The organism is Archangium sp. (assembly GCF_036388035.1).
Classification (GTDB): Bacteria; Myxococcota; Myxococcia; order Myxococcales; family Myxococcaceae; genus Archangium.
In genome coordinates this window covers 1-12,445 of sequence record NZ_DASVSO010000693.1, presented here as the reverse complement: position 1 = coordinate 12,445, position 12,445 = coordinate 1, and the positions used below count along the sequence as shown (strand labels likewise).

The 12,445-nt window shown below is 70.5% G+C and carries 13 protein-coding genes; 2 read left to right on the top strand and 11 right to left on the bottom strand.

The features are described from left to right. Positions 1 to 544, top strand: a 544-nt coding sequence (locus VF697_RS28435; RefSeq protein ID WP_331099873.1) for a helix-hairpin-helix domain-containing protein, incomplete at its 5' end; no start/stop codon positions are given. A gap of 23 nt (positions 545 to 567) precedes the next feature. Here the strand turns inward: VF697_RS28435 and VF697_RS28430 are convergent. Next, positions 568 to 1,029, bottom strand: coding sequence for a hypothetical protein (locus VF697_RS28430; RefSeq protein ID WP_331099872.1), 462 nt, complete (start codon positions 1,027 to 1,029; stop codon positions 568 to 570). Between the two features lie 101 nt (positions 1,030 to 1,130). Further along, on the bottom strand, positions 1,131 to 1,475 hold the full coding sequence (locus VF697_RS28425; RefSeq protein WP_331099871.1) for a hypothetical protein: 345 nt from the start codon (positions 1,473 to 1,475) through the stop codon (positions 1,131 to 1,133). 226 nt (positions 1,476 to 1,701) lie between these two features. On the opposite strand from VF697_RS28425, the gene VF697_RS28420 reads away from it, so the two are divergent. Continuing rightward, a complete protein-coding gene (locus VF697_RS28420) occupies positions 1,702 to 3,333 on the top strand; it encodes a fumarate hydratase (protein WP_331099870.1) in 1,632 nt (543 codons plus the stop codon). Positions 3,334 to 3,377: 44 nt separating this feature from the next. On the opposite strand, the gene VF697_RS28415 is transcribed toward VF697_RS28420, so the two are convergent. The 9 genes from VF697_RS28415 to VF697_RS28375 form a co-directional block, all read right to left on the bottom strand. After that, the gene (locus VF697_RS28415) at positions 3,378 to 3,782 is read right to left on the bottom strand and encodes a hypothetical protein (RefSeq protein ID WP_331099869.1); all 405 of its coding nucleotides are present in this window, start codon (positions 3,780 to 3,782) and stop codon (positions 3,378 to 3,380) included. Between the two features lie 50 nt (positions 3,783 to 3,832). After that, positions 3,833 to 5,758 (bottom strand): hybrid sensor histidine kinase/response regulator, encoded by a 1,926-nt coding sequence (locus tag VF697_RS28410; RefSeq protein WP_331099868.1) that lies wholly within the window; start codon positions 5,756 to 5,758, stop codon positions 3,833 to 3,835. A gap of 44 nt (positions 5,759 to 5,802) precedes the next feature. Further along, positions 5,803 to 7,563 carry an ATP-binding protein gene (locus VF697_RS28405; protein WP_331099867.1) on the bottom strand — a complete coding sequence of 587 codons (1,761 nt, stop codon included), beginning with the start codon at positions 7,561 to 7,563 and terminating at the stop codon, positions 5,803 to 5,805. Then, a complete protein-coding gene (locus tag VF697_RS28400; protein WP_331099866.1) occupies positions 7,560 to 8,573 on the bottom strand; it encodes an ATP-binding SpoIIE family protein phosphatase in 1,014 nt (337 codons plus the stop codon). Before VF697_RS28400 ends, VF697_RS28405 begins: the two co-directional genes overlap by 4 nt. Continuing rightward, on the bottom strand, positions 8,564 to 8,944 hold the full coding sequence (locus VF697_RS28395; protein WP_331099865.1) for an anti-sigma regulatory factor: 381 nt from the start codon (positions 8,942 to 8,944) through the stop codon (positions 8,564 to 8,566). Before VF697_RS28395 ends, VF697_RS28400 begins: the two co-directional genes overlap by 10 nt. A gap of 4 nt (positions 8,945 to 8,948) precedes the next feature. Continuing rightward, complete coding sequence (locus VF697_RS28390) at positions 8,949 to 9,341, bottom strand: STAS domain-containing protein (protein WP_331099864.1); 393 nt, start codon at positions 9,339 to 9,341, stop codon at positions 8,949 to 8,951. A gap of 9 nt (positions 9,342 to 9,350) precedes the next feature. Next, on the bottom strand, positions 9,351 to 10,229 hold the full coding sequence (locus tag VF697_RS28385; RefSeq protein WP_331099863.1) for an STAS domain-containing protein: 879 nt from the start codon (positions 10,227 to 10,229) through the stop codon (positions 9,351 to 9,353). Between the two features lie 198 nt (positions 10,230 to 10,427). After that, complete coding sequence (locus VF697_RS28380) at positions 10,428 to 11,807, bottom strand: serine/threonine-protein kinase (protein WP_331099874.1); 1,380 nt, start codon at positions 11,805 to 11,807, stop codon at positions 10,428 to 10,430. Beyond that, on the bottom strand, positions 11,800 to 12,445 hold a 646-nt coding region (locus VF697_RS28375; RefSeq protein WP_331099862.1), incomplete at its 5' end, for an aminotransferase class III-fold pyridoxal phosphate-dependent enzyme. The genes VF697_RS28375 and VF697_RS28380, both read right to left, overlap by 8 nt.

The window sequence follows — 12,445 nt, the reverse complement described above, 5'->3', positions numbered from 1 at the left end:
CCTGCTGTCCGCCCTCGAGGACGCGCGGCACCGGCCCCTCTGGCGGCTGCTCGTCGGCCTCAACATCCGCCACGTGGGGCCCTTCGCCGCCCGACTGCTGGCCCAGACCTTCCCCTCCATGAAGGCGCTGCGCGAGGCCTCGCTCGACGAGCTCCTGGCGGTGCAGGGTATCGGCCCCCGCATCGCCCAGAGCCTCCATGACTGGCTCCACCAGCCGGAGAACGAGCGGCTCGTCGAGAAGCTGCGCCGGGGGGGCGTGCGGCTGCGCGAGGAGGCACCGGCGCGGCCCGCCGCGGGCCCCCTGGCCGGAAAGACGGTGGTCATCACCGGCGAGCTGGAGACCCTCAGTCGCGAGGAGGCCACGCACGCGGCCGAGGCCGCCGGGGCCCGCGTCACCTCCAGCGTGTCGCGCAGCACCTCATTCGTGGTCGTGGGGGCGAACCCAGGCGCGACGAAGTACGACAAGGCGCAGGCGCTCGGCATCGAGACGGTGGACGAGCAGGAGTTCCTCCGCCGCCTGGGCGAGCACCGCACCGTGCACTGAGCACGCCCCGCCCCGGGAGCGGCTCACGCGATGTTCCGGCCTGGAGCCAGCCCGAAGTGAGACCGGACGCGGGCGGCCTCCTGGAAGAGCCCCACCTCCTGGAGCCGTGACGCCGCCCAGCGCGCCGCCTCGGGCAGCGAGCGCGCCGCATGGTACGGCGTGGGCGATTGGGAGAATTGCAGGACGATGCTCAACGTCAGCCGCGTGATGGGGGAGACGATGATGAGGGCACTGCCCAGCGAGTACTTCTTCATCACCGCCGCGCGCTCCTTCAGCCACTCGATCTGCCGCTGGCGCTGCTCGTTCGTGAGCACGCGGAAGCTCTGCGTGTCGTAGATGAGGACGTGCTGCTGCTTTCTATCCAGGTAGGACTGCCGCCTGACGAGATACTCCTCGACCTGCTCGTTCGTCGGCGTCCCCTCGAACTTCACGACGAGCAGCGGCCAGAGCGAGTCATCGAAGGTGATGTTGCCGGCGGACCCCATCCCCTACACGTTGGCCCCTGGGGCGCGGCGGGACAAGGACGTCCCGGGATGGCCGGCCGCGAGCAAGCAGGGGCGCCACTCCCACGCCCGGCCGCCTGCCCTCATCCCCGCTCGATGCGCAGGATGTCCTCCAGCCGCACCGCGATGCTGGCGACCGGATGGATCTCCGAGATGCTCCAGTCCTCCAGCGCCTGGGCGTCGATGAGGACCTCGGGCTTGGGGAGGAAGCCCCGGAAGCACCCCTCGAGCCCCAGCTCCGCCGCCACCCGGCGGGCGTGCTCGGCGCCATGGCGGCTCCACAGGTACATCCCCGCCCCCTTCCGCGCGAGCTCTCGCACCCGCGTCACCATTCGATCCGAGGAGATGCGCTCGTCGGCGGTGCTCGGGACCAGGGTGTCATCGGCGTCGAGGTAGATGGCCGCACAGGGAACGACGGGGGAAGTCATGGCCCCCGGAAGATGGCACCGCCCGGAGCCCTGTCCAGACACCCGGGGTGGGCCTCTCCCCGGGCACCCGGCCGGCCCCCTCTACAATCGCTCGTCGCTCGCATGAGGGCAGGTTGTTGGCGTGTTCCCGGGGGGCTCCCCGGACCGGCGGCTCGCGGCTGACAATCGGGGGCAATCGGGACGAAGCTCCCCGGTCCAGGTCCAGCCACCCTTTGGAGAGGCCACGATGAACGACTTCCAGTTCCAGGAGATGCTGCCGCTCGGCAAGGACGAGACGCCCTACCGGCTGCTCACGAAGGACTACGTGACGACCTTCGAGGCCGGCGGGAAGAGCTTCGTCCAGGTCGCCCCCGAGGGCCTCACGCTCCTCACCCGCGAGGCCATGCGGGACATCTCCCATCTCCTGCGTCCCGGCCACCTGGGCCAGCTCGCCCACATCCTCAAGGACCCGGAGGCCTCGGCCAACGACCGCTTCGTGGCGCTCGAGCTGCTCAAGAACGCCAACATCGCCGCCGGGGGCGTGCTCCCCTCCTGCCAGGACACCGGCACCGCCATCGTCATGGGCAAGAAGGGCCAGTACGTGCTGACGGCCGGCAACGACGAGGCGGCCATCTCGCGCGGCGTCTTCGACACGTACCAGACCTCCAACCTGCGCTACTCGCAGATGGCGCCGCTCGACATGTACAAGGAGGTCAACACCAACAACAACCTCCCGGCGCAGATCGAGCTCTACGCGACCGACGGCGACGCCTACAAGTTCCTCTTCATGGCCAAGGGCGGCGGCTCGGCCAACAAGAGCTACCTCTTCCAGGAGACCAAGGCGGTGCTCAACCCGCAGAGCCTCCTGTCCTTCCTGGAGGCGAAGATCCGCTCGCTGGGCACCGCGGCCTGCCCGCCGTACCACCTGGCCATCGTGGTGGGCGGCACCTCGGCCGAGTTCGCCCTGAAGACGGCCAAGTACGCCTCGGCGCGCTACCTGGACACGCTGCCCACCGAGGGCAACGCGCTCGGCCGCGGCTTCCGCGACGTGGCGCTGGAGCAGGAGGTCCTCAAGCTCACCCAGCGCACCGGCATCGGCGCCCAGTTCGGCGGCAAGTACTTCTGCCATGACGTGCGCGTCATCCGCCTGCCCCGCCACGGCGCCTCGTGCCCGGTGGCCATCGCCGTGTCCTGCTCGGCGGACCGCCAGGCGCTCGGCAAAATCACCAAGGACGGCATCTTCCTGGAGCAGCTCGAGGCCGATCCGGCGAAGTACCTGCCGGAGACGAAGGACACGGACCTGTCGGGCGAGGTGGTGAAGATCGACCTGCGCCGCCCCATGGCCGACATCCGCGCCGAGCTGTCGCGCTACCCCATCAAGACGCGCCTGTCGCTCTCGGGTCCCATGGTGGTGGCGCGCGACATCGCCCACGCCAAAATCAAGGAGCGCCTGGACGCGGGCCAGGGCATGCCGCAGTACCTCAAGGACTACATGGTGTACTACGCCGGCCCGGCCAAGACGCCCGAGGGCTACGCCTCCGGCTCGTTCGGACCGACGACGGCGGGCCGCATGGACGCCTACGTGGATCAGTTCCAGGCGCAGGGCGGCAGCTTCGTGATGCTGGCCAAGGGCAACCGCTCGCCGGCCGTCACCGAGGCCTGCAAGAAGCACGGCGGCTTCTACCTCGGCTCCATCGGCGGCCCGGCGGCGCGGCTGGCCAAGGACTGCATCACCCAGGTCGAGGTGCTCGAGTACGCCGAGCTGGGCATGGAGGCCGTCTGGAAGATCGAGGTGGTGGACTTCCCCGCCTTCATCGTCGTGGACGACAAGGGCAACGACTTCTTCGCGGACATCAACAAGCCCTCGAAGAAGGCCTGAGCGCCCCAGGGGAGGCCCGCTGACGCCGGGCCTCCCGCCGGCAGTCAGTGCTTCAGCCCCGCCACACCCGCCACATGGGTGGTGGTGGGCAGGTTCTCCAGCCCGTGGGCGAGCTGGAAGGTGTAGCGCACGCGGGGCGCCGACTTGAGGCCCCCCACCACCTTGAAGAGGAAGTAGCCGCGCTCCACGTTGTCGGGATCCGGCGTTACCTGCACATGGAGCAGGTCCGTGGTGTCGAGCACCATCTCGCCCACCAGCCGCTTGCCGAGGATGAGCTGCACCACGGGCGTGCCGTTGTCCTCCGCGAAGAGGACCCAGTGGAGCGCCTCGGCGTCGTAGAGCCAGGACTCTTCCGTGCCGATGCTGAGGATGCAGTTGGTGTGGTCCAGGATCCAGTCCCAGAAGCGGTCGAAGGGGAGTGTGCCCCCCGTCTCTGTCTCAATCGCCATGCCCCCCCACATAGCGCAGGTCGGGGGGGGATGGGCGAGAGGAGAGCGCTCTAGGAGGCCAACGGGCGCCGCTCGGGCAGTCGCATCAGGAGCTGCTCCAGCTCGTCCGGGTTCACCGGCTTGACGATGTGCAGGTTGAAGCCCGCCTCCACCGCCTGCGTCCGGTGCTCCCCGCTGTAGCCCGTGAGCGCCACCAAGAAGACGTCCTCGCCGCCCTCGCTCTCGCGGATCTTCCGCGCCACCTGGAAGCCGTCCATCCCCGGCAGCCCCAGGTCCACCAGCGCCACGTGAGGCCGCAGGGCCGGGAAGAGCTGCACGCCCTTGAAGCCGTCCTCCGCCACCTCCACCCGGTGCCCCCACATCTCCAGCAGCTCGCGCAGCACCTCGCGCGTGTCGTCGTTGTCCTCCACCAGCAGCACCCGCCGGGCCTTGCCGTCCTCGGGGCTCGGCGCCCGAACCACCGGCATGGGGGCCTGCACCAGCTGCTCGGCCTCCAGCGGCAGGCGCACCGTCACCTCACTGCCCCGCCCCTCGCCCTCGCTGTGTACCGACACCGTGCCACCGTGCAGATCCACCAGCCGCCGCACCAGCGTCAGCCCGATGCCCAGTCCGCCCCGGGCCCTGTCCAGCTGCTGCTCGCCCTGCACGAAGAGCTCGAACACGCGCTTCATCAGCTCCGGGCTCATGCCAATGCCCGTGTCCCGCACGCGCAGCACCGCCCGGCGCGCCTTGCCCTCCACCTCCAGCGACACCCCGACGAAGACGTGGCCGCCGGGCTCGGTGTACTTCCTCGCGTTGTCCAGCAGGTTGGAGACCACCTGCTCCAGCCGCGTGGCGTCCCCGTTCAGCCACAGGCTGCCCGCGGCGGGCAGCGCCACCTCCAGGTGCAGCCCCTTGTCCACCAGGGCCTGCCGGCGCGCGTCCAAGCTGTGCTGCACCACCTGCCGCAGGTCCACCGGCGCCCGCCGCAGCTCGATGTGGCCCCGGTTGAAGCGCGACACGTCCAGCAGGTCGTCCACCATGCGCGCCATGTGCTGGCTCTGCCGCACCATCACCCGCATGGCCTTGGACTCGGTGGCTTCCGGCCGCGTGGCCTCCGCCAGGTGCAGCGCGTTGACGATGGCCGCCAGGGGGTTGCGCAGCTCGTGCGCCAGCATCGCCAGGAACTCGTCCTTGCGCCGGTCCGCCTCCGCCAGATCCGCCGCCCGCTGCCGCAGCGCGTCCTCCAGCTCGCGGCGGGAGGTGATGTCCGTGAGGATGCGCACCGCCCCCGTCACCACGCCCTCCGCGCCCGCCACCGGGTTGGCCGCCACGCGGAACCAGCGCTCGCCCAGACACACCTCGGATTCCTCGTGGCAGGCCAGCACCTCGCCACAGCTCGGGGGCAGCTCGGCCTCGCCTCCCGACGCGGCCCGCATCAGCGCCTCGAAGGGACGCCCCAGCACCTGCTCCTCGGGCAGCGCCAGCATCGCCCGGAAGGCCCGGTTGGCGCGCATCACCCGCCCCTCGCGGTCCAGCAGGCACACCCCGTCCCCGAGCGAGTCGAAGGTCGTCTTCCACTGCAGCGCCGCCGCGTGCGCCTCGTCCTCCGCCCGGCGCATGCGCAGCAGCGAGCGCACCGTGGCCAGCAGCTCCGCCGCGTCCACCGGCTGCGCCAGGTAGCCGTCCGCGCCGCTCTCCAACCCCTCCACCTTGTTCTCGGTGCGGATGTAGTTGGCCGACAGGTGCAGCACGACGATGCCCGCGGTGCGCGGGTTCGCCTTCAGCCGGCGGCACACCTCGATGCCGTTGAGGTCCGGCAGCTTCACGTCGAGGATGACGAGGTCCGGCAGCGCCTCGCTGGACATCCGCAGGGCGTCGGCCCCGGTGCCGCCCTCCAATACGCGAAAGCCCGCCGCGCGCAGCATGCGCGTGACGACATAGCGGTTGGCTTCGTTGTCGTTGATGTTGAGGAGGATGGGTTCTTGATGAGACACGCGGTCTCCGCACATGGAGGTGGCTGCCCCCCAGGGGACGAATTCTAGGGCCTGGAGAGTGCTCGGTGAACGAGCTCGAGCGCCGCCTCCCGGGTGAGCCCGCTCTTCGGCAGGATACCCACCACGTGCGGCGTGAGGCGCTCGCGCTCCTGCTCGGTCAGGGAGCGGCTGGTGTGGATGACAACCGGGGTGCTCCGGGTGGCGGGCTGGCGTCGCAGGGCCTCCAGCACATCGGCACCATCCATGTCGGGCAGCGACATGTCCAGGACGATGGCGGAGGGACGCTCCTCGCGCCCCAGGCGCAGCCCCTCGGACCCCGAGGCCGCCTCGCGGAACTGGAGCGAGTCCTCGGCGAGCAACCGCTGGAGCAGGTACCGGGAGACCTCATCGTCGTCGATGAGGAGCAGCGTGCGCGCATGCGAGGCATCCTGCTCCAACGCGGGAGCGGCGACGCTCTCTTCCCCGGGCCCGCCCTGGCGCCGGGCGTAGTCGCTGGCCACCGTGGCATGGAAGGTACTGCCCTGGCCGAGCTGGCTGTGCACGGTGAGCGAGCCGCCGAGCAGCTCCGCCAGCCGTCGCGACAGGGGCAGCCCCAGGCCCGTCCCCTTCACGCCCTGCTGGTGGGAGCCCTCCACCTGGACGAACTCCTCGAAGATGCGCTCCTGGTCTTCGGGGGCGATGCCCACGCCGGTGTCCCGCACGGAGAAGACCACCGTGTCACGAGGCCCGGCCGCCGCCGACACCCGCACCTCGCCGTGGTGGGTGAACTTGAGCGCGTTGGAGATGAGGTTGCGCAACACCTGCGACAGCTTGCGCTCGTCGGTGTGCAGCGCCAGCGGCTCCTGCGGCTCCTCGAAGACGAGCGCCACGTCCTCATGGACGCGCAGCGGGCGCAGCATGCCCCGCAGGGCGCCGAACAGGTCCGCCACGGAGAAGCGCGTGGGCAGCACCTCCACCCGGCCCGACTCAATCTTCGCCAGGTCCAGCAGGTCGTCGATGAGCTCCTGCAGGGCCTCGCCGGACTTGCGGATGAAGAGGACCTGCTTCTCCTGCTCGGGGTTGAGGGGCCCGTCGAGGCGCTCCAACAGCAGCAAGGAGAGGTTGAGCACGGAGCTGATGGGTGTGCGCAGCTCGTGGCTGACGTTGGAGATGAAGCGCGTCTTCATGTCCGAGGCACGGCGCAGCGCCTCGGCCTTCTCCTCGAGCTCGGCGTAGAGGGCCACCACGCCGCGGTTGGTCTCCTCCAGCTCGCGATTGAGCCGCTCCACCTCGGCCTTGCGCGCCTGCAGCTCCTCCAGCGTCCGCAGCAGGTCCTCGTTCTGCCGCTGCAGCTCATCCGTGGCGTTGGCCCGCCGCTGCCGCTCCAGCTCGGCCCGGAGCGCCTCCACCGAGGGGGCGCGCGGCGTGCCCGTGGCGAACGGGAGCTGTTGGGTCATCTCCAGCACGAGCCGGCCCTCCCCCTCCAGGCGCAGCTCCACCCGGTCCATCAACCGCTGGGCGGGGGCGAGCGCGGGGCCCGGGCGGAGCGTCTCCGGCGTGCTGCCCAGGACGAGCCCCTTGTCCGGCGAGGCCGAGGCCCACACCCGGACGAGCAGCGCGGGCACCGGCGTCTCCTCCAGGAGGAACTCGATGCGCCCGCTGGCGTCGGAGGCGGCCAGCCGCGCCACCTCGGAGATGGCGGTGGCGATGCGCACCTGCTCCTGGCCATCGAAGCCCAGGGACTGGGCGACATGCCGGCCCCGCTGCCGGGTGTTCACCACGTCCTGTCCCGTGCGCAGCTCGGCCTGGAAGAGGGAGACACTCACCGCGGACTCCTTCCGGCGGGCACCTCCCGCGCCACCAGCACCGTCATGTCATCCCGTCCGCGGGCGAAGTCCCGGTACAGCACTCCGGCCACCACGCTGGGATGCCGGGCGAGCAGCCCCGGGTAGGGGTCCACCCGCCACTGGGTGGACAGCCCGTCCGAGCACATCACCAGGGTGGACTCCGGGCTCCACGCGTAGTCGAACTGCTGCATGCGGTGCGTCTGGTGCCCCAGCGTCCCATTCATGGAGACCATCCGCTGGATGCCCCCCGGCGTCACCACCGCCCCGGAGATGTTGCCCACCCCGGAGTAATGGACCTTGGCCCCGTCCAGCAGGGCGATGGACACCGCGGCCCCCCGGGTGCTGCGCAGCTCCGGGTCCATTCCGCGCAGCATCTCCACCACCTCGCGCGGGCCCTGTTCCACGAGGGACACCACCGCCGCGCGCGAGGCCCGCGCCGCGTCCGGCCCATGGCCCAGGCCGTCGGCCACGAGGACGAAGAAGCGCCCGTCCTTGCGATCCACCCGCCAGGAGTCCCCGCAGACCTCCTCGCCGGGCTTGGGCACGCACACCACGCCCACCTCCAGCCCGGACGGGGGCGGCGGAGCACCGGGCCAGAACTGGGCGAGCACCACCGTGCCCATCCCGGGCAGGGAGTGGATGTCGAAGAGGGAGGACTGGCGCCGCATGGCCCCCAGCCCCACGCCTCCGGTGCCGGCGGTGGTGTAGCCATCCCGCATGCAGCGGTCCACGTCCGCCATGCCGGGGCCCTTGTCCACCGCGAGCATCTCCAGCCCCACCAGGGAGCCCCCGTCGAGCGCGCGCAGGAGGATCTGCCCCTCGCGCGCGTGGGCCACGAGGTTCTTGGCGGCCTCGCTCACCACGAGGGCCACCTTGCCCTGGGCCTCCTCGTTGAAACCCAGGCGAGCGGCCAGCGCGGAGGCGGTCCGGCGCGCATGGCCGGCCTGACTGCTCTCCGTGACTGGAATCGCCGTGGAGTTCACTTCCATCGTATCACCGTGACCCGGGTCCCCTCCCCAACCTTGGAGACGATCTCGAAGTCATTCACGAGCCGCCGAGAGCCCCCCAGCCCGAGCCCCATGCCACCGCCCGAGGTGTAGCCATCGCGCAGCGCCAGGTCGATGTCGGGAATGCCGGGCCCCTGGTCCTCGAAGGAGAGCTTCAGACCCCGACGGATTCCGTCCTGGACCAGCTGCAGGGTGACATGCCCGCCCTTGCCATAGTCCAGGGTGTTGCGCGCCAGCTCGCTGGCGGCCGTCACCATCTTGGTCTGCTCCACCAGGCTGAACTTGAGCTCAGCCGACCACGTGCGCACGGCCTGGCGTACGAGCACCAGGTCCTGCGCCGATCGGATGGGCATGACCTCACTCCTCAAGACTTCCATCCAGGTCCCCAAACTCGGCCGCGATGGAAGCGTGCAGCAGCGCCATGCCCTTTTCGACATTGAGCGCGGTGCGGACCCCTGGCAGGGACAGGCCCAGCTCCACCAGGGTGATGGCCACCGCCGGCTGCATGCCCACCACCACCGTGCGCGCGTCCAGCACGCGCGACATGGTGGCGATGTTGCCGAGGATGCGGCCGATGAAGGAGTCGACGACCTCCAGCGAGGAGATGTCGATGAGCACGCCGCGCGCGCCCGTCTCGACGATCTTCGACGTCAGGTCGTCCTGCAGGGTGATGGCGAGCTGGTCATGCATGTCCACCTGGATGGTGACCAGCAGCACCTGCCCCATGCGGAGGATGGGAATGCGCTCCATGGAGGGCTCCTAGACCTTGCCCGCCAGCGCCCGCTGCCCCTGCCCGCCGGTGCCAATCGTCTGGTTGAGCCGCTTGAGGGCCCAGCTGAAGGCACTGGCCAGGCTGGACTTGGTCGCCACGTCGGCGAGGTCCACGCCCAGGTGGACGATGGTCTGGGCAATCTGGGGCCGGATGCCGCTGATGACGCACTCGGCGCCCATCAGCCGGGTGGCCGTCACCGTCTTGATGAGGTGCTGGGCGGTGAGGGTGTCCACGGTGGGCACGCCGGTGATGTCGATGATGGCGATCTCCGCGCCCGTCTCGACAATCTTCTGCAGCAGCGTCTCCATCACCGTCTGGGTGCGCCCGCTGTCCAGCGTGCCGATGAGCGGCAGGGCGACGATGCGGTCCCACAGCTGCACCACGGGCGTGGACAGCTCCATCATCTCCTGCTGCTGGCGGATGATGACCTCCTCGCGCGTGCGCTGGTGGATTTCCGTGGTGTAGAGGCCCAGCTTGTCCAGGAGGATGGTGGCGCACCACATCTCCTCGGCCACCACCTCCGCCTCCTTCACGTACTCACCGCGCAGCCGATTGAACAGGGGCTGCTTGAGGCTGAAGATGAAGGTGGCCGTGTCCGCCGGGGAGAAGCCCTGCAGGCTCCGCGAACGCGACAACCGCTCGAGCAGCTCGCGCACGGGCGCGTACACGGAGGCGGTGGTATCGGAGACGTTGCCCTGCTCCAGCGCCCGCGTCAGCAGCCGGAGGAAGTCGGCGCACTGATCGCGCAGCTCCCCCTCCTTCATCAGCGCGTCGCGCCGCACGCCGCTCGCCGTCATGGTGGTGAGCCACTCGTCGAGCAGTTCGGACGGGTACTTCTTCAGAATCTCGTGGATGCGGGTGGTCAATGTATCCCTCCTGGCGACCCCCCGTAGCATGAGCCTATCCCACAGGATGTGGGTCGAAAGTTACCGTCAGCCCGAAACCGTATCGCACTGTTCAGTAAGTGATAGCTGGCGGGCGGAGGTCGAAATTCCCAGGCGGAGGCCCCTGCTCGGAGAATGAACCCCACCCGGACTCGAGCGAATCGCGGGAATGAAGTCACCTCACGTCAGCAGCCACACCACCAGGAAGCCGGCCGCGAGCGCGACGAGGAAGAGCCCCGCGGTGAGCCACCCCTTCCGGGAGCCCCCCGTCCCAGGGGTGAGCCCTTCCTCCTCCCCGCCCTCCTCGATGGCCCGCACCAGCCCGGACGCCTCGCCCTGCTGCTCCACGTCGAAGGCCACCCGCACCTCGCGAGAGGTTGGGGTCTCGGTCCGGGACTCGGCGGAGCCCGGCGTCGTCGGCGTGTCGTCCTCCACCAACACCACCTCCGCGGACGGCACGAAGTCCGCCGGAGCGTCGAGGGCCCGGTGCTCGAAGGCCAGCGCGGTGGGAGGCGCGAAGGTCGGCAGCTCCTTCTCGGTGAGAGGCCGGCGGAGCTTGGACTTGCGCCGCACCAGCTCGGCGAGCACGCCGTCCTCCACCGCCTTCTCCCGCGCGAAGGCCTCGCCCATCAGCCGCGCCAGGTCCGCGTCTCCCACGCCGGGCGCGTACTTCTCCCGCAGCGCGCGCAGTGCCGCCCCGAAGGCCCGGGCATCCGGGAAGCGCGCCTCGGGCTCGGTGGCCAGCGCCTTCATCACCACCGCGTCCACGTCCGGTGGCAGGTCCGGCTGGTGGCGGCTGGGCGGCTCCCACTGGGGGTAGGCCGCGCGGCGCCAGCGCGCGACGACATCGCCCTTCTGCGCCTGCGCCTGCACCTGTGCCTGCGCATGCCAGGCGAGCAGCTCCCAGAGCAACACGCCCGCGGCGTACACGTCCGCCCGCCGGTCCACGCGCAGCTTGCGCGCCTGCTCCGGCGCCATGTACGCGATGCTGCCCATCACCACGCTCGGCGCCGTCTGCGCCTCCTTCAGCGTGGACTGCGCCGCGCCGAAGTCGATGATCTTCACCTCGCCGCCGTAGGAGATGCACACGTTGGCCGGCGACAGGTCCCGGTGCACGAGGTGCAGCGGCAGGCCGTACTCGTCCGTCACGTCGTGCGCGTACGCCAGCCCCTGGCACATGCGCTCGCCGATGAGCAGCACCAGCCCCCGGGGCATCACCCGCCCCTGCTGCCGCAGCCGCCAGGCGAGCCGGTTGAGCGTCTTGCCCGCCACGTACTCCATGGCGAGGTAGAGCTCCCCGCCCACCTCGCCCATGTCCCACACGCGGGCGATGTTGGGGTGGGACAGGCGCCGCACCACCCGCGCCTCGTCCCGGAAGCGGGCGAGGAACTGCGTGTTCCCCGCCAGGCTCGGCAGCACCTTCTTCACCACGCAGGCGCGGCCCGGCCCCTCCTCGCGCGCGAGGAACACCTCCCCCATCCCCCCGTACCCGATGCGCCGCACCAGGGTATAGGGGCCGAAGGCAAGGGAGCCCGCATGCGCGGGTGCTGGCTCAGCCACCCTGTCCAAGGGAGCGGAACGCCTTGCGAGCCGCCCGGAGGATGTGCGCCACCTCGGGCTCGTTGATGCACAGGGAGAGGAAGGCCGACTCGAACTGGCTGGGCGGCAGGTACACGCCCTCCTCCAGCATCACCTGGAAGAAGCGGCTGTAGCGCGCCGTGTCGCTCTTCTTCGCGCTCGCGTAGTCGAACACCGGCCCCTCGGTGAAGAAGACGGTGATCATGCTGCCCACGCGGTTGATGGTGACCGGGACGTTGGCCTCCTTCGCCTCGGCGCGCAGGCCCGCCTCCAGCTCGCGGCCGATGCCATCCAGGCGCTCGTACACGCCCGGGGCGCGCAGCGCCTGGAGGCTCGCGATGCCCGCCGCCACCGCCACCGGGTTCCCCGACAGCGTGCCCGACTGGTACACCGGGCCCTCGGGGGCAATCTTCGCCATGATGTCGCGCCGCCCGCCGTAGGCCGCCAGCGGCATGCCGCCGCCAATCACCTTGCCGAAGGTGGTCAGGTCCGGACGCAGGCCGTACACCTCCTGCGCGCCGCCGCGAGCCAGCCGGAAGCCCGTCATCACCTCGTCCAGGACGAGGAGCACCCCGTGGGCACGGCACAGCGCCTGGAGCCCCTGGAGGTAGCCCTCCTCG